At 46.0% G+C, this 21,073-nt stretch carries 18 protein-coding genes and 1 pseudogene; 12 read left to right on the plus strand and 7 right to left on the minus strand.

The window, feature by feature from the left end; genetic code table 11:
• Positions 1-50: 50 nt before the first annotated feature.
• Positions 51-440, plus strand: a pseudogene (locus PG862_RS13865) (translation elongation factor G); the annotation flags it as partial.
• A 185-nt stretch (positions 441-625) separates the two neighbouring features.
• The gene (locus PG862_RS14400) at positions 626-829 is read left to right on the plus strand and encodes a hypothetical protein (protein ID WP_333563223.1); all 204 of its coding nucleotides are present in this window, start codon (positions 626-628) and stop codon (positions 827-829) included.
• A gap of 31 nt (positions 830-860) precedes the next feature.
• Here PG862_RS14400 and PG862_RS13875 read toward each other — a convergent pair whose 3' ends face one another.
• The 5 genes from PG862_RS13875 to PG862_RS13895 form a co-directional block, all read right to left on the minus strand.
• Positions 861-2,201 carry an amidohydrolase gene (locus PG862_RS13875; protein WP_270707803.1) on the minus strand — a complete coding sequence of 447 codons (1,341 nt, stop codon included), beginning with the start codon at positions 2,199-2,201 and terminating at the stop codon, positions 861-863.
• Between the two features lie 47 nt (positions 2,202-2,248).
• The gene (locus tag PG862_RS13880) at positions 2,249-3,154 is read right to left on the minus strand and encodes a MetQ/NlpA family ABC transporter substrate-binding protein (RefSeq protein WP_270707805.1); all 906 of its coding nucleotides are present in this window, start codon (positions 3,152-3,154) and stop codon (positions 2,249-2,251) included.
• 69 nt (positions 3,155-3,223) lie between these two features.
• Positions 3,224-3,892: a methionine ABC transporter permease gene (locus tag PG862_RS13885; protein WP_022360002.1), complete on the minus strand. Its 669-nt coding sequence runs from the start codon at positions 3,890-3,892 to the stop codon at positions 3,224-3,226.
• Positions 3,889-4,914, minus strand: a complete 1,026-nt coding sequence (locus PG862_RS13890; protein WP_107000613.1) for a methionine ABC transporter ATP-binding protein — start codon at positions 4,912-4,914, stop codon at positions 3,889-3,891. The genes PG862_RS13885 and PG862_RS13890 overlap by 4 nt, the downstream gene beginning before the upstream one ends.
• Positions 4,915-5,408: 494 nt before the next feature.
• Positions 5,409-6,731, minus strand: a complete 1,323-nt coding sequence (locus PG862_RS13895; RefSeq protein ID WP_022360004.1) for a sodium-dependent transporter — start codon at positions 6,729-6,731, stop codon at positions 5,409-5,411.
• A gap of 314 nt (positions 6,732-7,045) precedes the next feature.
• On the opposite strand from PG862_RS13895, the gene PG862_RS13900 reads away from it, so the two are divergent.
• Positions 7,046-7,330, plus strand: a complete 285-nt coding sequence (locus tag PG862_RS13900; protein WP_022360005.1) for a helix-turn-helix domain-containing protein — start codon at positions 7,046-7,048, stop codon at positions 7,328-7,330.
• An 83-nt stretch (positions 7,331-7,413) separates the two neighbouring features.
• On the opposite strand, the gene PG862_RS13905 is transcribed toward PG862_RS13900, so the two are convergent.
• Both PG862_RS13905 and PG862_RS13910 read right to left on the minus strand, forming a co-directional pair.
• Positions 7,414-8,337: a LysR family transcriptional regulator gene (locus tag PG862_RS13905; protein WP_118468310.1), complete on the minus strand. Its 924-nt coding sequence runs from the start codon at positions 8,335-8,337 to the stop codon at positions 7,414-7,416.
• 58 nt (positions 8,338-8,395) lie between these two features.
• Positions 8,396-9,280: a LysR family transcriptional regulator gene (locus PG862_RS13910; protein WP_181357188.1), complete on the minus strand. Its 885-nt coding sequence runs from the start codon at positions 9,278-9,280 to the stop codon at positions 8,396-8,398.
• Positions 9,281-9,931: 651 nt separating this feature from the next.
• Here PG862_RS13910 and PG862_RS13915 point away from each other — a divergent pair.
• The 9 genes from PG862_RS13915 to PG862_RS13955 all read left to right on the plus strand — a co-directional run bounded on the left by PG862_RS13915 (position 9,932) and on the right by PG862_RS13955 (position 20,992).
• Positions 9,932-11,437 (plus strand): alanine/glycine:cation symporter family protein, encoded by a 1,506-nt coding sequence (locus PG862_RS13915; protein WP_118629077.1) that lies wholly within the window; start codon positions 9,932-9,934, stop codon positions 11,435-11,437.
• Positions 11,438-11,830: 393 nt separating this feature from the next.
• Complete coding sequence (locus tag PG862_RS13920; RefSeq protein ID WP_270707809.1) at positions 11,831-13,516, plus strand: ABC transporter substrate-binding protein; 1,686 nt, start codon at positions 11,831-11,833, stop codon at positions 13,514-13,516.
• Positions 13,517-13,613: 97 nt separating this feature from the next.
• Positions 13,614-14,630: an ABC transporter permease gene (locus PG862_RS13925; RefSeq protein ID WP_233430204.1), complete on the plus strand. Its 1,017-nt coding sequence runs from the start codon at positions 13,614-13,616 to the stop codon at positions 14,628-14,630.
• Positions 14,630-15,535, plus strand: a complete 906-nt coding sequence (locus PG862_RS13930) for an ABC transporter permease (RefSeq protein WP_270707811.1) — start codon at positions 14,630-14,632, stop codon at positions 15,533-15,535. The genes PG862_RS13925 and PG862_RS13930 overlap by 1 nt, the downstream gene beginning before the upstream one ends.
• Before the next feature lie 2 nt (positions 15,536-15,537).
• Positions 15,538-16,542, plus strand: coding sequence for an ABC transporter ATP-binding protein (locus PG862_RS13935; protein ID WP_270707813.1), 1,005 nt, complete (start codon positions 15,538-15,540; stop codon positions 16,540-16,542).
• Positions 16,542-17,510 carry an ABC transporter ATP-binding protein gene (locus PG862_RS13940; protein WP_270707814.1) on the plus strand — a complete coding sequence of 323 codons (969 nt, stop codon included), beginning with the start codon at positions 16,542-16,544 and terminating at the stop codon, positions 17,508-17,510. Before PG862_RS13935 ends, PG862_RS13940 begins: the two co-directional genes overlap by 1 nt.
• Positions 17,511-17,590: 80 nt before the next feature.
• Positions 17,591-18,637, plus strand: a complete 1,047-nt coding sequence (locus PG862_RS13945) for a M29 family metallopeptidase (RefSeq protein ID WP_107000987.1) — start codon at positions 17,591-17,593, stop codon at positions 18,635-18,637.
• A gap of 32 nt (positions 18,638-18,669) precedes the next feature.
• Positions 18,670-19,902, plus strand: coding sequence for a M20 family metallo-hydrolase (locus PG862_RS13950; RefSeq protein ID WP_118629073.1), 1,233 nt, complete (start codon positions 18,670-18,672; stop codon positions 19,900-19,902).
• A gap of 37 nt (positions 19,903-19,939) precedes the next feature.
• Positions 19,940-20,992 carry a M29 family metallopeptidase gene (locus tag PG862_RS13955; RefSeq protein ID WP_107000603.1) on the plus strand — a complete coding sequence of 351 codons (1,053 nt, stop codon included), beginning with the start codon at positions 19,940-19,942 and terminating at the stop codon, positions 20,990-20,992.
• Positions 20,993-21,073 lie beyond the last annotated feature (81 nt).

Here is a 21,073-nt window from a genome sequence, read left to right on the forward strand (position 1 = left end):
CATTCATGGTATCATAACAGGTAGTAAAATTGCCTGTGAATACCTTGAATGGCGGTGATTTCCGTCAGTCGGTTTACCGGGCTATCCGTCATGGCCTGATGCAGGCACATTCGATGCTTTTGGAGCCATTTTATGCATTTCATCTGACGATACCGGACAAGATGGTAGGACGTGCAATGACGGATCTGGAACGCCGGTTTGCGGTTTTTGAAGGACCGGTTCTGGAGGATGGAAAGGCGATACTTACCGACCGTGCACCGGTTTCATCCCTGGATGGATATGGACCCTGCCATAATGAGGAAGAGGTCATCGAAGCAGCCGGCTACGATCCGGATGCGGATTTGGCAAACCCAAGCGGCTCGGTCTTCTGTTCCCACGGAGCCGGATTTGTGGTAAATTGGGACGAAGTAAAGGATTATATGCACCTGGAAAGCTGTCTTGGCTCTTCCAATGGACGCCGCCGGATGACCGGATTACGATTATATCGGCCATCGGCAACCATGATGAGTCCACCGGAAGTCCGGAGGATGTAATATCCGCAGCTCTGATTATCGCTGATAAGACGGATGTACGAAGAAGCCGTGTTCGTGAAAAAGAGAGAGCTGCTTTTGATATCCACGACCGTGTGAATTATGCGGTAACAGAGTCCAAACTTAAGATTGAAAAGGATCGTTCAGTTATTGCCCTGAATCTTCAGGTAGATGAAAAGATATGTTCCATGTATGATTATTTCGAGATTTTCCTGGGAAGAATGATGCTTTGCCGGAAGTCGGCGGAGATACTGGGAACGACCTTTAAGTTGACTGTAAATGGACGGAAGGTGCTGTAAAAAGTACCTCCCGTCCTTCTTTTCTGTTATCTTACTGATACGTCTCCGTCCCAATAAAGGAATCCATATATTTGATATACTCCTCTTTGGTAAAGATGGGCTGATAATTCTCTACAATTTCTTTTGCTTTCACAGCCCCGTCCCGAAGCAGGCGGTAAGCGGAGAGTGCGAAGATTTTTGCAGTGACCACATAGGCAAGTTCCTCATCCACGATATCGAAATCAACGGAGTGGAGGCCGCTTACTTTACCGCCGGTGTTGAAGGTAAGGACCGGCTGCAGATGCTGTACATCCCCCACATCGGTGGAACCGCCGCTGTAGGCGTGGGTATCTTCCTGGACGATCTGGTAATCTTTTTCACTGGTTTGTGCGGCAATCTCAGCGGCTGCCAGGACTGATTCATCGGCTTTTTCACTCAGAGCCGGAAGATATCCGGGCATAGTGGTGATTTCGCAGGCAGCACCGACGGCGATGGCACCGGCTTTGAAGGCACGGTCCGTTTTGGCAGCAGCATCTGCGATGGCATCCTTGTTGGCGGCACGTACCAGAGTTTCGATTACCACCTCATCTGGTACTACATTGACGAGATTACCGCCTTTTGTGATAATGGGATGAATCCGGACATGGTCATCATCCCGGAAGGTTTCACGCTGGTAAGCCAGGGCGGAAAGTCCGAGGGAGGCTGCATTTAATGCATTGACTCCCAGATGCGGGGCGCCGGCTGCGTGGGCAGCCAGTCCCTTATAACGAATGACCTTGGAGACGAAACCATTGTTGGAGTGGGAACCCACACTGATATCCTTGTCACCGGTGTGGTGGACGATATCCAGGTCGATATCATCAAAAGCACCGATGCGGATGAGTTCACATTTTCCGCCGCCATATTTGATTTTTCCCTGGGCGGTCAGGGAGTTCTTGAATTCAATCTCACCATATTCCTCTGCCGGTACGGCGAAGAATACAACCTGTCCGTCCAGCTCTTTTTTTACATCTGCATGAGTCAGAGCCAGGGCTGCACCGATGACACCGGCCAGCTGGGCATGATGTCCGCAGCAGTGAGCTCCCTGAGTCTCCGGATTGGCATATTTATGTTCCGGGATGCGGAGCGCATCCAGTTCCCCGATGAGAGCCAGACTTACATTCTTTTTCTCTTCTTCATTTAAGTAGGCTTTGACACCGGTGACAGCCAATCCTTCCTTTGTCTCAAGACCCAGATTTTTCATGAAAGAAGCAAATTTTTCTGCAGTTCTGTATTCTTTATAACCCAGCTCTGCATGGGTGTAGATATCTTTGGCAAATGCGATGATCTCGTTGCGGTGTGCGTCGATGATATCGACAATTTTCTGTTCGGTTTTATCTAAAATGAGAGCCATGTGAAATCCTCCTGTTTCCTGCTGGTGCCTTTTGATGCTGTTTTCTATTAGTTAAACAGTTTCTCCGGAACAAACCATAAACCATTGTTATTCTTGTCTAAATATTCTTTGAATTCATCGGAGTGGTAAGCAGCAACGATATCTTTTGCCCACTGAGCATCTTTATTTTCCTCTTTTACAACGACCTGCAGAATCAGATGCGGCAGAATGTCTTCCTGAAGAAGGGCAGTGGATGGATCGATTCCTGCATTGTATACAATACTTCCGGTGATAACCGCATAATCAAAGTCATCTAAAACAGCTGGAATATTGGTGGAGTTCATTTCGGTAAATTCGATGTTGTAAGGGTTTTCCGTGATGTCTGCCTGGGTGACAGTGGAGAGATCCACATCCGGGTTTAAGGTGATCCATCCGGCTTTCTGTAAGAGTACATAAGCGCGGGCTGTGTTGGCGGCATCGTCCGGAACGGCTACTATGGCACCGTCATGAATGGCGTCCAGAGAGGTTTCGGTGGCAGAAAAGATGGCAGCCGGAACGGTAGGAATCGGGGAAATCGGGACCAGGTTACCCTTCTGGGCTTCGTTGAAATTTTCGGCATAAGCGGTATGCTGCTCTACATTGAAATCGATCTCGCCGTCATTTAAAGCAAGGTCATTCTGGAGAAGGTCAGAGAAATCAACCTCGGTGAGTGTATAGCCCTCTTTTTCCAGAATTGGTTTGATGGCATCCTCAAATAAGACAGTGTACGGACCGGCAGCTTTTCCGTATTTGAGCTCCTTCTTATTAGAATTGGAAGCATCGGCGGAAGCAGCAGATTCAGCGCTGGAAGAAGCAGCTGCAGTATCAGCAGCGGAGCTTCCAGCATCACTCTTTGAGCAGCCTCCCAGAACAGCAGCTGCGAGGATCAGACCGGCGGTCAGGGTGGTTCTTACATAAGCTTTTACATTTTTCATAATTGAGTTCTCCTTTTTCTTTTAAGTGTATTTAAATTAGCAGTTTCTTCAATAGAAATAAGTTATAAGTTACTGATGTGTCCGTCTCTTCTGTGACAGCCGGTTTCCCAGACTCTGGATGATCCAGACAAATGCGATCAGGATGAAAACGGTCGCAAACATTAGCGGGAAGTTAAAGGTCTGATAGCCGTAGGTCAGGGCGATGTTTCCGATGCCGCCGCCTCCGATGTAGCCAGCCATCGCAGTTGCTCCGATGAGGGCGATGGTTCCGGTTGTCAGAGCCAGGATAACCGAAGCAAATGCTTCCGGAAGTACAAAATGAACGATAATCTGGAACGTGGTCGCTCCCATCGACTGGGCTGCCTCGATGATGCCGCCGCCGACTTCCAGAAGCGATGTCTCAAGAAGTCTTGCTAAAAATGGGGCGGTATAGATAACTAACGGCACGATAGCCGCCCTGGTACCGATCCGGGTGCCGACGATGATTTTCGTAAAGGGCATTACACATACCAGAAGGATGATAAACGGTGTGCTTCGGATGATGTTGATGAAACCGTTTAAAATCGTGTAAAGCAATGGATTTTCCTTGAGCCCGCCTTTGCGGGTCAGCCATAAGACAATAGCGATGAAAAATCCGACGATGGAACCGATAATCAGGGAAAAACCGACCATATACAGGGTTTCCCAACCGGCCTTGATGAGTTTGTCCGGCGAAATGCCTAAATACTGCTGAATCATGGTAATACAACCTCCTTATATTCTTCGTTTGATTCGAGAATGTAGCGCTCGGCTTTTTTGATTTCCTCGTCGCTTCCGATGAAGAGGACGAGCATGATGCCGACGACGATGCCCTGAATGACGTTGATGGTGGAGTAGAGAATGTTGGTTTCCACCTCAAACCGCCGGTTGATATCCCAGAGAAGCGGCTCGGTGCTGTCTGTATTTTCCAGCTTGATGCGGAGCAGGCGGCTGTTCCGCGTTTCCCTGCGGATGCTCTCGACGAGCGGTTCCGGAATAACGTCGTGGATGAGATTGCCGACAAACCGTTTGGCGATATCGGACTGCGGGTCTGAGAAAACCTGGATGACAGAGCCCGTTTCTACGACTTTACCGAAATCCATGACGGCGACTTTATTACAGATTTTCTGGATGACATTCATCTCATGTGTGATAATCACAATTGTAATATGAAGAGTTTCATTAATCTTCTTTAGCAAATCGAGAATGGAATCGGTCGTTTTCGGGTCGAGGGCGCTGGTCGCCTCATCGCAGAGAAGAATCGACGGATTATTTGCAAGTGCCCTTGCGATACCGACGCGCTGTTTCTGTCCGCCGGAGAGCTGTCCCGGATAGTAGGACTTCTTATCGGAAAGTTCGACGAACTCCAGCAGCTCATTCACACGCGCTTCGATGTCTTTTTTGGGGGTGCCGTTTAGTTTCAGGGCAATCGCGACGTTGTCGTAAATTGTCTTGGATTCCAGGAGGTTGAACTGCTGGAAAATCATTCCGATTCCCTTTCGGAGGCTGCGAAGCTCTTTTGCACTCAGGCTTCCAATGTCCTTATCTTCGACGAAAATCTTTCCGGAAGTCGGTCTTTCTAGGGCGTTTACCATTCGGATCAGGGTGGATTTTCCGGCACCGCTATAACCGATGACGCCGTAGATATCGCCCTTTTCGATTTCGAAGGACACATCCTTCAGTGCTTCAAATGCACCGTCTTTCGTCTGGAATGTTTTACTTAAATGTTCAAATCGAATCATTTCTGGTCTCCTTTAACTTTGTTTATCTGGGGAAGCACATTTTTAAGGGATAATTCCTGAAAAATGACTTCTGTATGTGTCGCGTTTTTTATACGAATGATATATCTGGATGCAATATAAATATTCAATTTTGCATATTGAAATATAAATGGGTACAAAAAAGGAGGTCTGGTTGTCCAGACCTCCTAAATTGGATTGTATCTATCACTTTCCAGTGAAAGCAAGATGAGAAAAACCTCATGAAGATATCATCCAGTTATCTGTCTGCACAACAAAAGTAAGAGTGTCACAGCAACAGCAGCACATACACTCCATACAACAACACATAGCAGACATAACTGAATAAGATGTTCTCATGAGGGTTTCCTCCTTTCCTTAAAATTCATAAACGGTTATAAAAATATATTTCCTACTTGTTTTGTGGGTTTTAAATGATAGTTCTTATTATAGCGCGGAAATGAGATTTGTCAATCATTTTTTTATATCGTCCAATATCATCCAATACCGCCCAATGCGATGCCTAATATTAATACCAGCACACATACCGGAATATAAATATAGCGGCACACCGGTACAAACCATTTTGAAAATTTCTTTTCGCGGCCTTTGTTGACCTGCGTTTCTGCATAGTCTTTTCCGAATACCCAGAAGAACATGATTCCGGCGAGTCCGGCACCGAGGGGGCAGATGTAGATGGAGAGAACGTCCATCCAGTCGGAGACGATGCCCTGGATTAACAGGGAGACGGCAGCTCCGATGATACCGATAACCGCGCAGGCAGGGACGCGGCCAAGGTGGAGTTTTTCCTGGACGGTGGCGATCGGTGCTTCGTAGAGGTTGAGCAGGGAGGTCATCCCGGCGAAGAGAACGGCTACGAAGAAAATGATCGCGATCAACGTACCGCCCGGCATTGAGCGGATGAGGTTCGGGAGGTAGATGAAGAGAAGTCCCGGACCACCCTGATCAAGTTTTGCACCGGTGGTTGCCATTGCCGGGATGATGACGAGGGCGGCGAGAATCGCGGCGATCGTATCAAACAGGGCAACCCGCGCGGCAGATGCCGGGATGTTTTCCTCATCGGAGAGGTAGGAACCGTAGATTAAGGTTCCATTTCCGGCGACGGACAGGGAGAAAAATGCCTGCCCCAGTGCGAAAATCCATGTTTTTGGGTCTGCGAGGATCTCAGGATCGATGCGGAAAATGTAGCGGTAACCCTGCATCGCACCCGGCTGGAATGCTACGTAGATGCCTAAAAAGACAAACAGGATGAAGAATACCGGCATCATCAGCTTGTTGGCGTTCTCGATTCCGCTTCCGACGCCGAACATCAGAATCAGAATGCAGAAGAAGAGGGCGGCAAGCTGCCAGCCATTGTTTCCAAATGCGGACGCCATCGAGCCGAAAGCAGAGGCAAAACCGTCTGTGTCGGCCGGGGCAAGCGTGGCACCGGTAAAGGCTCCGATGGCATATTTTAGGATCCAGCCCATGACGACGGTATAGCCGATCGCCATCGCGAGGGAACCGGCTGCCGGGATGAAACCGAGCGCGTCACCTAGTTTGCGCCTGCCGCGTGTCTCGCAGGCAGCGCCGAACGCGTCGATTGGACCGGAGCGGGTGCCGCGTCCCAGGCACATTTCCCCGATGACACCCGTGGAGCCGATCAGGGCGACGAAGATAAAGTACGGGATCAGGAACGAGCCGCCGCCGTACAGGGAGACGCGGGTGGGAAACATCCAGAGATTTCCCATACCGACCGCTGAGCCGATACAGGCGAGGATGAAGCCCCACTTACTGTTGAAAGATTCTCTTTTTTCCATGAAATTGTAACTCCTCAAACATTATATAAGATTTGCCGCAAATATCTGGGAGTCCGCCGATTGGAAGCGGTCAGGCAGATGTTTGCATAAGTCCATCTATTATACCAGAAGAGAGGCATTGCTTTCAAGTGGCAGAGCGCGCGAATCGTATGTTTTAGGGGAAAAGGCGATCTAAAGTAATTGCCGGTGGACCGTTACAGGGAAATACCTTGATTTATAGGGTGGAAAGATGGTATTCTATAGAGGACGGCAGCGGCGAGCTTTGGGAGGGTGGCGCCGCGGCAGAGCAGATTCGAAAAGGAGAAGGTAGCACAATGAAAAACGCAAACAGGATTCCGGAGACGTTTCAGACGGATGCGGAATACAGACAGTGGATGGAGCGCTGGCAGCAGGAGGCGCGGGAGGCGACGATCGAGGGATTTAAGCAGAACCGTAAGTTAAACGGCATGACACAGACGGAGCTTGGCAGAAAGGCGGGGATTTCCCAGCCGAATATCACCCGCTTCGAGAGCGGCAGCTACAATCCGTCGCTGGATTTTATGGTAAAGATCGCAGCGGCGATGGGGAAAAGGGTACAGATTACATTGGTAGATGAATAAGAGGCGTGCGCCGAGGCGCACAGGGACCATTTGGGGAATAAACAGGGGAGACAGCGGTGTGTGTGAGGCTGTCTCCCCTGTTTTTAATGAGTGCATTTCAGCGACGATTCAATAAACCGTGAAATCATATTCCACTCATAGCTCTGTTCCAGCCACGCAAATTTGATCGGGTACCGCGCTTCTTCCCCGAGCGTAAAGACATGGAGTGTATCCAGCTGTTCCTTGCTGAGAATAGAAAATGCGAGGTTTTTTGGGCTGATGCAGGCACCTTTTCCCATCGCGCAGAGGGCAAGCAGGGTAGCGATGTTGTCAGAGCAGGCATGAACCGAGGGGACGAAGTTGTCTGTCGCGAGGATATTCCGCCCGATGCGTCCGACTAGATCATGTTCACGGTTTAGGAGAAACGGACATGGAGCCAGAAGGGAGTAGCGGTGATGGCGGCTGACTTCCTGGATAATGGCTTCGGTCTGTTTGCCGTAAATGTTCTGCAGCAGGGCAGTGGAGACGATGAGAACCATCTCTTCCTCATAGAAATCCCGCAGAATGATGCCGGGAATGCGAACTGAAAAATTGGCGATCGCCAGATCAATTGTGCCGTCCAGCAGGTATTTTTGCAGCACATCGTTGGAAGATTCGACGAGTTCCACATCCACGCCGGGATATTCCTTTTGAAAGGCGGCGATCAGCTCCGGCATGATGGCGTGTCCGCGCGTGAATGCGATGCCGATCCGCAGTTTTCCTGTCTGGTTATTTAAAATATCGCCAAATTCGTGAAGCATACAGTCATATTTTGTATTAAATTCCGTTGCATAGCGCAGAAATACCTCCCCCGCATAGGTAAGCTCCAGCGGGATGTGACGGATTAGGAGCGGACATCCAAGCTCCCGCTCGATTCCGGCGATATGGGCGCTTAATGTCTGCTGGGTAATATGCAGCGCATCGGCGGCCCTAGTGAAGCTGCGGTTTTTCGCAACCGCGGCAAAATATTCCATTGATTGAAAATTCATATTCGAATGACTCCTCTTTTCCCAAAACTTTCATCTTAAGTTTCTAAAAAGCATCTGACTATAAAAGTGGCCCTTCTAACTCAAACACCGTCCGCTGCAGCTGCGCGATCAGCAGGCTGGCAGCTGGGGACGCTTTTTTTGCTGACGGAATCCGGACACCGAGCACGCGCTCCATCGGCGGATTGAGCGGCAGCCGGACAACATTTTTAGAAATATCACGGACGACCAGCTCCGGCAGGATGCAGACGCCCAGGTTGTGGCTGACCATCGCGAGCATGGAGTAGGTGTTCTGCGAGGTAAACGACGGCTTTGGCGGTGTGATGCCGAGCTGCTGGAACTGGCGCAGCAGGTCATTTTCACCTTTTTCTTCTATATAAGAAACCTTGGGGAGATCCTTTAAGTCAAAGCGCTCATATTCAGCATAAGGGGAATCGTTCGCGCAGACAGCCAGGTAGGGTTCTTTTTTCAGGGGAAGCCAGTCCATCTTTCCGTCCGGGTGGGGGCCGACGATGCCGAAATCGATGGAGCTATTTTCCAGCCATCCTTCAATCTCCTGTGAACACCCCTCCAGCACTTCAACGGTCATATCCGGGTAATCGGTAAGAAACTTTTTGAGGGCGGGCGGCAGCCATTGGACGGAAGCGCTTAAGTAAGCGCCGATCCGGATGTGCCCGGTCTGGACACCCCGGATGGAGGCAGCTGTCTGATCAAAATATTCCGCCGCCGCCAGCGTCCGCCGGATCGGGGAAAGCAGTGCCTCGCCGTTCCGCGTCAGGGCAAGTCCTCTCTGGGAACGCGAAAACAGGGAAAACCCGAGTTCTGTTTCAATATTTCGCAGCATATGGCTTGCCGCCGACTGCGTGTAACCGTTTTTCTGGGCGGCACGCGTCAGGTTATTTTCTTCTGCAATGGCTAAAAAAAGCCGCATATCTTTGAGATCCAAAAAATACTCCCTCCATTTTCGTAATAAGCGTTCGGTCTGATTCATAAAATGTACAGAGCTGACAGATACCAAAGGAGGATGAGAAGATTTGTAAGAATTATGTAGAATACGAATCTGATTCATACGGAATATCCGGGCGGATTACATGGGTGCGTGTGCGGCGGACATTCATTCCGATGGCTCTGCCAAGTGTCCCTAGTATATCATATTCGTGAAAGAAATGGGAGAAAAAGATAGAAATATGCCCACGATCTCAAATACAACATAAAAATTTCATTTAAATGAAACACACAAAAGGTTAAAAAATAAACAAATGGTAAACAAAATTCATGAAACTCCGAAAGAAAATGGACAAAATTCCGAACGGGAGTCTAACGGAAAATGGTGCAGTTGTAGACAAAATATCATGATATCTTGTGCATTTATACTAATTGACGCCCGAAAAAGTGCAATTTATTTCATGAAAAAAACAGATGAATTCATGATCCTACGCTATATCATGAAAATTCTGCATAATAAATTCAAATAATTTTGTTGAACAAATTTCACTTTAGTGATATAATTTTTTCAAAAGCAAGAAGTTTTTTGAGCGAATTGAAAAACTTGCTTAGCCAGCGCGCGGCACTACATCAAATAAAGGGGGAACTTTATATGGAAGCAATTAACAACATCGTCAATATGTTGAACGGACCCATTTGGGGCGTTGGAATGTTAGTTCTGATTGTTGGCAGTGGTTTATACTTTACAATCCGTCTCGGCTTTTTCCAGTTTGTTCATTTTAAAGATATGTGGAGCCGAATCATTGATAAGTCGGAGTCTGAATCCGGTATTTCTTCATTCGCATCCTTCTGTACAACCATGGCGATGCGTGTTGGTACCGGTAACGTAGCCGGTGTAGCCGTAGCTCTTTACATGGGCGGACCTGGCGCACTCTTCTGGATGATCATCGCTGGTATGACAAACTCTGCTGTTTGTTTTACTGAGTGTACATTATCCGTACTTTATAAGAACCGTATCGATGGTCAGTATCGAAGCGGCGGTGCTTACTGTGCTGAGAGAGGTCTTGGCTGGAAAGCTTATGGTACCTTCTATGCAGCATTCTTCGGACTGGGCGTTGTATTATTCATGCCGGCAGCAGCTACCTATACAATCTGCGATGGATTTAAGAACGCTTTAGGTATTCCGATGTGGATTACGGCTCTGGTTATCGCACTGGCTATGGCAGTTGTAGTTATGGGTGGTGTTAAACGAATCAGTTCTGTAGCATCTATGCTGGTTCCGCCGATGGTAGGCATTTACCTGATTGCAACCGTTGTTATCTTAATCGCAAACGCAGGTCAGATTCCGAGCGTTATCGCTCAGGTTGTATCCTGTGCATTTGGTTCCAAAGAAGCTCTTCTGGGCGGCGGCGTTGGTATCGCTATCCAGCAGGGTGTTAAACGAGGCACATTCTCATCTGCATCTGGTATGGGTGAGTCCATGCCGACCGCAGCAGCAGCAGAGACCAGCCACCCGATTAAACAGGGTATGGCAAACGCAGCTGGTGTTTGGCTGGATACCGTTATCGTATGTACCGCTTCTGGTCTGATGATGCTCTTAAGCGGATGCTACAATACACAGTTTGGTTACATCGGTGGTACCGGTGCAATGCACGATCAGATGGCTCAGTTAGCAGCAGATGGAACATATGGCGTTATCTTCGTTCAGAATGCCTGCAGCACCGTTATGGGAAGTATTGCTCCTCTGTTCATTGCTATCATGCTGGCTCTGTTCTCCTTTACATGCTTAATCAGCTACTATTACGAGGGCGAGACTTCGGTTCTTTACCTGTTCCAGGGCGATGATAAAGCAGCTACCCGTAAAGTAGTTATCAGAATTATGCAGATTGTTATGCCTATCCTTATCTTCATCTGGGGCAATATCGATTCCGGTCTGGCTTGGAATCTTTCCGACCTTGCACTTGGTGGATCTACATGGATCAACATGTTAGTTGTACTGCTTCTGTCTCCGAAGGTATTTGCACTGTACAAAGACTACGAAGAGCAGATGAAAGCAAAGAAAGACCCGTACTACAACCCGGATAAGCTTTGCTGGAAGGGCGTAGACGTTGAGATGTGGAAAGACATCAACAAAAAACGTATCGCAGAAGATAAATAATCGGATGCAAATCGTTACATATTATTAGATATAGAGCTTAACTTCTAGAGTCTAAATATAAAAGGCAGTCCCTGTCGTGTGGCAGGGGCTGTTTTTTTGTTTCATAGGATGTTCCTATGAAACAAAACGCTCCGCTTCACGTGTACAAGTGCTAAAACTGTCCGCCCTTGACGGAAACTGTCCTCCCAGTAAAGGCGGGCTGTTTGTTGGAAACAAAAAAAATGAGATGAATTTGTGGTTGAACACAATTGAAAGAGGAAGGGGTGAATTGCTATAATAATCACATATCAATGAGCGAATCTGAAAATAAACACAAAAAAGAAGAAAATGCCATGAGATGTACGTCTCTTTGGCGGGATAAACCGAAAGGTTTCAGCAGTAAAGGAGGACCAAATGAAAAAAAGACGTGTTTTGAGTGTTGTATTGGCAGCGTCGATGTTTGCTATGCTTTTAACTGGATGTGGCGGTGGGAATCAAGGTAGTGCAGAAGGAAGCCAGGCGGCAGCAATCGGACAGGGGGTAGCGGAAGCGGAAAGCTGCATCAAGATTGGTGTGTCCGGTACACCGGATCTGGATCCGGCCATTGTAAATACTGGTTCTAGCTTAATTGCAGCGATCAATATTTATGATACACTGATATTCCCGTCAAATGAAGCGGATGAAGGCGTTATCCCGAGAGTGGCAGAAGATTGGACAATCAGTGAGGATGGTCTTACTTATACCTTTAATTTGAAGAAAGGAATCAAATTCCATAATGGGGATGAGTTAACAGCTTCAGACGTTGTGTATTCGATGGATCGTCTGTTAACGATTGGTGAGGGATATGCTTATATTTTTACAAGCTATGTTGAGCCGGGAACGACAGTAGCCGTCGATGATTATACAGTTGAGTTTCATCTGAAACAGGCATATGGACCATTTATTAACGCTCTGGTTCGTTTGTATATCCTGAATGAAGATGAAGTAAAGACAAATACACAGTCAGCCGGAAATTACGGTGAGAATGGTGACTACGGAAGAACCTATCTCCTGACACATGATGCAGGTTCGGGTGCGTATAAAGCAGTTGAACTGGTACAGCAGGATTATTTCTATGCTGAGCAGAATCCGGATTGGTTTATGGGATGGGAGAATGAGAAAGCTCCGAAAGCTTTCAAACAGATGGCTATCACCGAAGCAACCACAGTTCGAACGATGATCAACAATAAAGAGATGGATATCACAGATACCTGGCAGAGTGTTGAGACATTGTCTGCATTAAGCAAGATAGATGGTATTTCGATTGCTAAATACAGCAATGGTCTGGAATATAATGTATACATGAACACACAGGCAGCTCCGATGGATGATATTAATTTCCGTCGTGCGATGAACTGCGTAATTGATTACGATACGATCCTTAATTCTATTTTCCCAGATTCCGTTAAGGCAACCGGTCCGGTTCCAGCAGGTGTTATGGGTCATGTAGATACAAAGGCTTTTAAATTTGATATTGAGCAGGCTAAGAAATACATCGCAGCATCTAAATATGCAAATGATTATGCAAACTATCCGATCGAAATTGTTGTTAACTCGGATGTATCTGACCTTGAAAAGATTGCACTGATGATGCAGTCAGCAGCAAAAGAAATTGGAGTGACAATTACAATTGCAAAAGCTCCGTGGGTTTCTCTGATTGATCAGATGGGTTCAGTAGAAACTTCTCCGCAGATTACAATTATCAACTCTGCTCCGCCGTTCGATGATGCAGGTATCTATTTACAGAGCCGTTATGGAGATGAGACAAAAGGAACCTGGGAGAATGGTGAGTGGTTAGCTGATTCAACCGTTAACGATATGATTGAAGATGCACTTGGAACTACAGATACGGATGAGCGTCTTGCAAAATACGCAGATATCCAGAACTATATTGTTGATGAAGTCTGTCCGAGTGCTTGGCTCTGTGACCTTTCAGAGAGATGTGCTTACCAGAGCTCTTATGTTACCTGGCCGTTTGTAGAGCAGGGTGGCGTTCCACAGTGTGTAAATGGTTATAGTCAGGTTTACTCTGAATTTGAGTATAATCTGGATCAAAAGTAAGATTTGTGAAAGGCTCTGCTGCAAAATAAAACATGTTTATAATCTGAATATATGATTTTGCAGCATCCTTTTTGCAGACAATAAGAGGTGAAGCGTAGTGATTAAATACATAATAAAACGGCTATTGATGGGAATCCTGGTATTGTTTGGAACATCATTATTGATATTTACCATTGCCAGAGTTGTTCCCGGTGATGTAGCTACCATCGCTCTGGGAGCCAGAGCCACTGAGGCAGCTAAAGAAGCGCTTCGCATGGAGATGAACCTCTATGATCCGTTCCCGGTTCAATATGTAAAATGGCTCACTAGTGCAGTAACAGGAAATTTTGGAAACTCTTTTGTAACTAAGAGACCGGTAGCCATGGACGTGGCACAGTTTCTTCCAGCAACATTGGAATTGATTATCATGGCTGGTGTATTTATGGTAATCGGAACATTTATTCTTGGACTTCTGGCTGGTAAATACAAGAATACATGGGTAGATGGTTTGATTCGAGTTCTGTCTTATATCGGAGTAGCACTTCCGGCATTCGTAATCGGAATTCTGCTTTTGCTTCTGTTTGGATATAAATTACAGGCAATTCCGGTTTTGGGACGGTTAAGCACAACACTGGTAGCTCCGAAAACGGTAACTGGATTTTTTGTGCTGGATGCGTTGCTGGCAGGTGATTTCACAGTGGCCTGGGATGCATTTTTACATTTGCTTCTTCCGGCACTTGCACTTGCCGTACCGCCGATGGTTCAGGATGCCAGAATCCTTCGCTCTTCTCTGGTTGATAACTCAGCCAAAGAATATATGGCAGTTTCTACGGGACATGGACTTCCTCCGAACCTGTTGATCAGGAAGTATCTTCTGAAACCGTCAGCAACCTCGGCAATTACGACCATGGGTATGGACTTTGCGTCTTTGATGGGAAATGCATTCCTGGTAGAGCGTATTTTCAACTGGCCTGGTATTTCCAGATATGGAATTAATGCAATGTTGTTTAAGGATTTAAATGCTATATGTGCGGTTGTTTTGATTATCGGTATTACATTTTTTGTAGTGAATCTGGTGGTAGACCTGATTGTGGCTGCTCTGGATCCTAGAATGCGGAAGGGAGGAAGTAAGTAATGAGTACGCAAGGTGAAACAAAAGCGGCTCGTAAACCGCTTCTATCTCCATCCACAAGAGAGAATCTTCGAATTTATAAATACAAATTCAGTCGCAATAAACTGTCAGTATTTGGACTTGTGCTTGTATTGCTTTCGTTTTTCTTCGCAATTTTTGCAGAAGTAATTGTTCCGCATCCGGAAAGCATCGGTAGTTTTGTTGATTACGCAAATGCCAGCCTTCCGCCTTGTAAGGACTACTTATTTGGAACTGATCAGATGGGACGTGACGTTTTTTCGCGAGTTATCTTCAGTTTCCGCGGTGCACTGATTATGAGTATCGTTGTTCTGGCTATTTCTGTTCCGGTAGGAACGGTACTTGGACTTTTGGCCGGATATTATCATGGAACTAAGATAGATGCAGTTATCATGAGAATCTCGGACGTATTCCTTTCTGTACCGTCTCTGATTCTGGCACTGTGTGTAGCTTCGATTCTGGAACCGAACATGATGAACTCCATGCTCGCAGTAACAATTATGTGGTGGCCGTGGTATACACGACTTGTATACAGCCAGGCATCATCTATTTCGGAAGAATACTTTGTTAAAAATGCAGAATTAATAGGAGCTTCCAAGGCGCACATTCTCTTTAGAGAAATTCTTCCTAATTGTCTGTCTCCTATTTTTACAAAAATGGCGCTGGATGTAGGCTGGGTTATTTTGATGGGAGCATCCCTAAGCTTCGTTGGCTTGGGTGAGCAGCCTCCTACACCGGCATTTGGACAGATGATTTCTGACGGTGCTGCATTAATGCCGGATATCTGGTGGCTGACAGTATTCCCAGCTGCTGGTATTGCATTTATGATTTTAGGCTTTAACTTCCTGGGAGACGGTATCCGCGACATGTTTGATAAGGGAGGACACTAAGGATGAGAGAAAACATTTTAAATATTGAAGACCTCTCCATTTGGTATCGTACCTATCGCGGTTATTCTAAAGTGGTTGATCATATCAATCTGCAGGTAGGAAAAGGAGAGAAAATAGGTCTGGTTGGTGAGTCTGGCTGCGGCAAGACAACAACAATGAAAACAGTAATGGGAGTTCTGGGAAAGGATTTAATCCATGTTCCAGATGGCAAGATAGATTTTGCAGGAAAAAATGTTCTGGAAATGAAGCAATCAGAACTTTTACAGTTACGACGAACCGGAATATCCATGATTTCTCAGTCTCCTATGTCAGCGTTGAATCCAGTATTTACAATTGGTCAGCAGCTGACAGATATTATCAAGTATTCCGGACTTTATAAAAAGAATGATAAAACAGCCATCACGGAGGCAGCACATCAGGCACTTACCAGTGTTATGTTATCGGATCCGGATCGTATTATGGCAAGTTATCCACATCAGTTATCAGGAGGCATGAGGCAGCGTGTCTGTATTGCATCAGCGTTGGTTACACCGAAGGAACTCTTGATTGCAGATGAACCGTGTACAGCACTGGATGTTACAATTCAGGATCAGATTCATCATCTTTTGCGAGTGCTTGTAGAAGAAAAAAAACGTTCATTGATTATGATTACTCATTCTCTTGGTGTGGCCAGAGAACTGGTAGACCGAATCTATATCATGTATGGCGGAAATATTGTGGAGACGTGTCGGACAGAAGACTTGTTTAAATCGCCGTCTCATCCATATACTCAGGGACTTCTTTCCTGTGTACCGAGGCTTTCAGGCGGCGGATTATCAGCAGGAATTTACGGTTATGTACCAGATTATGTAAATCCTCCGGAAGGATGTCGATTTGCACCTAGATGTCCATACGCAATGGAAATATGTAAGAAAAAACGTCCGCCAGTAGTGGAGATTGAACCGGAACATAAAGTTGCCTGTTTCCGCTATGCAGATGGAGAAACGGAAAAGGAGGGGGCGGAGTAATGGGAAAAGAATTATTGATTGCAAAAGATTTAAAGCAGTATTTCCCCATTGGAAAAGATCGCTTTGTCCGTGCCGTTGACGGAGTTAATTTTTCCATCAATGAAGGAGAGGTTATGGGGCTGGTCGGTGAGTCTGGTTCTGGAAAAAGTACGATTGCCTATACAGTTATGGGAATGTACCGTCAGACGGATGGAGAGATCATTTTTAACGGGCAGACCATTACGAATAAGACAAAGGGACGAAGCAAAGATTTTCGCCGGTATGCACAGATTGTATTCCAGGATCCGGGCTCATCCCTGAATCCGTATCAAGATGTTCGTCAGATTTTAAGTCTTCCTCTTCGCGTACACAATGTAGTTTCAAAAGACGGTATAGATGACAAAATTCGTGAAATTCTTCAGATGGTAGAATTGCCGCCGGATTTCATGTATAAGACACCGAACTCCATCGGAGGCGGCGAGCGTCAGCTGGTATCAATTGCAAGAGCTCTTTGCAGCAATCCGAAATTTATTATTTTGGATGAGCCAACTTCTTCTCTGGATGTTTCTATTCAGGCGAAGATTCTGAATATGCTGATGAAGCTGAAGGAAGAGCAGAAGCTGACATATATGTTTATTACACATGATATGGGTGTTATGAGAAACGTATCCACAAAGATTGCTATTATGTACTTGGGCAAGATTTGTGAGATTGCTCCAACAAAAACGTTCTATGAAGCACCAATGCATCCATATACACAGATGCTGCTTTCGGCGATTCCGGTTGTTACACCGGAAGAAGAAGCATTGAAACCAAAGAAAGTGAAGAGTGAAGGGGAAATTCCATCTCCTGTTAATATTCCAAGTGGCTGTAGTTTCCACACCAGATGTGCCTTTAAGCAGAAAATCTGTATGGAAGTGGATCCTGAAATGCAGGAAGTAGAACCTGGTCACTTTGTCCGATGCCATTTGTGTGGAAAATGTAAATAGTGATTCAGAGATTCCCGAATGCCGGGAATTAAGAATAAAAAAGACACATTGTCCCAAGAGACAATAGAATGGAGGGTGTTATGTTAGAATATGAAGTTCTCGATGCTTGTTTGAAGCTGCTTCGCGACATGTTCATGTTGAAACCTGGAGAGACAATTGCGATTACAACTGATACAATGTCCAGTGATGAGATTGTAGAAGCAACTGCACAAGCAGCAGTGATTCTCGGAGCTAAGCCACTTATCTTTAAGATCGCTGCACCGGAAGGCGCAAAAGCTGGCGATAAAGATATGCCGATGAAAGCACTGATTGATGGTATTAAAGCTTGTGATGCCTGGGTAGAATTCAACTATAAGCTGATCTTCTATTCCACCGTTTATGACAAGATTACAGAAGATCCGAACAATCGTCCGAGATATATGAATCAGAACGGTGTTCATCCGGAACTGTTGGTTCGCAACATTGGTAAAGTAGACAACATTCTTCTGAACAAGTTTATCCAGGGATTCTCGGATTACTGTGAGGCAGGACATCATATGCGCTTTACAACTCCGGCAGGAACGGATTTGGAGTGTGATAATGAACCGGGTCGTGATTATGTAACGGCGGATGGATTCGTTCGTAAGAATGATATTAAGATGTTCCCAGGTCAGATCAGCTGGTCTCCGAACTTTGAGAGTGTAAATGGCGTGCTTGTGGTTGATGGAACTCTTTCTCCGCCAATCGGAGCATTACAGGGACCGGTTAAGTTCTATATCGAGAAGGGCTATATCAAAAAAATTGAAGGTGGAAGAGATGCTGAAAACTTCCGTGCATGGCTGGAGAGCTTCGATGATCCGAATATGTTCCTGATGGCTCATAGTGGTCTTGGATTTGGACCGATGGCACAGCTTAACGGCGACATCGTAGAAGATGAGCGTGTATGGGGCTGTACAGAATGGGGTATCGGAAATGTTGGTCCGCAGCTGGTATCTGATATGGAAGGTGGAATTGCTGCAGCTTCTCATTCGGACGGTATTGCATTGAACTGCAGCCTCTGGATTGATGGTGTGCAGGTTCTTGATGAAGGTAAGGTGGTCGGCCCGACCGAAGAGTTTGTAGAGCTGGCAAGACAGCTTGGTCATTAATCAATAAGTAATAAATTACGGAGAGGTACACGATGGATGTTCAGAAATTGCAGAATCTGATTTCAGAAAAACGGGAACAGATGGTTGCAGATATGATAGAGATGAGTTCGATACCTGCTGTCAATCCGAAGATGGGAGGCACCGGCGAATATGCAAGAATGCAGTGGATCATGCGATGGTTCGATAAGCGCCAGATCCCCTATGAGGTATACGAGGTTCCGGACGAAAATGTCAAAGAAGGCGTGCGCCTCAACGTAGTTGTGACAATCCCCGGAACTAAGCTTACGGATCGTTCTCTGTGGTTTATCAGCCATGTGGACACCGTAGGTCCGGGAGATTTAAGTGCCTGGGATACGGATCCTTTTACTCCTACAGTAAAGGATGGAAGAATCTATGGACTTGGATGTGAAGATAACAGCCAGTCAGTGATTACTACCATGTATGCATGCGAGGCGTTGTTTGCCGAACATATCCAGATAGATAGGAATTTGTGCTTCTATTATGCGTCGGATGAAGAAACTGGAAGTGATTTTGGCATGAAGGCACTTCTTGATAAAGGACTCATTCAGCCGAAAGATGAGGCAATTGTTCCGGATGGGGGCAGCGCGGATGGCTCTTTTGTTGAAATTGCAGAAAAATCGCAGATTTGGCTTAAATTTACAATAAACGGAAAAACATCTCATGCAGCGATGCCACATCTGGGTATCAATGCATGTTATATAGGAATGAAATTTGGTGTTGAATTGGAGGATGCTCTTAAAACGAGATATGATAAAGTAGACACCATGTTCAATCCACCAATGTCGACCTTTGAGGTGACACAAAAATTTGCCAATGTGGAAAGTCCTAATGTCATGCCGGGAAAAGATGTATTTTGTATGGATTTAAGAATTTTACCGGATTATTCAGTGGATGAAGTGATGGAGTTTATCCAAGGACTTATGAAGCAATATGAGGCAAAATACCCGGGAATTAACATGAATGTGGAGTATCTGACCCGGGTGGTAGCACCGCCGCCTACCTCGCCGGAAAGTAAGGTAGTACGGAGCTTGATGGAGGCAATCTCGGAGACGGGAACAAAGGCCTACTGCGGTGGTATCGGAGGCGGCACCTGCGGCGCCATTCTCCGGGAGAAAAATATTCCTGCTGTAATCTGGTCTACACTGGATGATATGTGTCATACACCAAATGAATATGTGGTAATTGATAACTTGGTTCGTGATACAAAGATTTATCTGGCTGCGTTGGCTAGATACGAAGAGTAGGATAAGAAAACAATAAAATGATAGGAGGTACACATACATGTACGAATTAGAATTAACGAATGCGTGCTATAAGCTGCTTCATGATATGTTTGATTTGCAGCCCGGAGAATCCCTTGCTATTACGTGTGATACAGAGTCGAATATGGACGTTGTAAACGCAACAGCAAAAGCTGCTTTTGCTCTTGGGGCAAAACCGCTGGTCCTGAAAATGTCAACACCAAGAGACTGTGGAAAAGCCGGCGATATTGATATGCCGATTGAGCCGTTAGTGGCAGCTATCAAGGGATGTGATGCCTGGGTAGAGTATAACAATAAATGGATCTTCTATTCAACTGCATATGATAAGATTGTAGCGGATCCAGAAGATAGACCAAGATACATGAATCTGTGCGGAGTTAATCCGGAGCTGATGGTTCGTAATATTGGTAAAGTTGATAATAATCTTCTGACCAAATTTATCATGGCAATCTCTGATTTCTGTGAGGCTGGAAAACATTTTGTAATCACATCTCCAAATGGTATGCACCTGGAATGCGATAATGAGCCGGGTAGAGCTTATGTGACAGCAGACGGACATGTACGTAAGGGTGAAATTAAGATGTTCCCAGGACAGATTAGCTGGTCTCCGAACTTTGACAGCATCAATGGAACGATCGTTGTAGATGGTACTATCACACCGCCTCTGGGAGCTGTAAAGAATCCGATTACATTTACTATTGAAAAGGGTTATGTTACCAAGATTGAAGGCGAAGGAACTGATGCAAAGGCTTATGCAGAATGGATGAAATCATTCAATGACAAACAGATTTATCTGGTTGCGCATGGAAGCTTTGGTTTTGGACCGAATGCAATGCTCAATGGCGATATCGTAGAAGATGAGCGAGTATGGGGATGTACAGAGTGGGGATTTGGTAATGTTGGTCCTCAGCTTGTTTCGGATATTCCGGGTGGTATCCCGGCAGCAACCCATTCTGATGGTATTTGCTTAAACTGCAGCGTATGGGTAGATGGTGTTCAGATTCTTGACGAAGGAAGAGTTGTTGGCCCTACTCCTGAAATTGTAGAAATGGCACATCAGTTAGGTCATTGATCAGGATAGAAAAATAGGCAAGGGGGTGCTGCAGATTTGCAGCATCCCCCTTTTTTGAGGGTTTGTGTAATGTGTTGATTT

It is taken from the genome of Clostridium fessum (genome assembly GCF_027698965.1).
GTDB classification, from domain to species: Bacteria; Bacillota; Clostridia; order Lachnospirales; family Lachnospiraceae; genus Otoolea; species Otoolea fessa.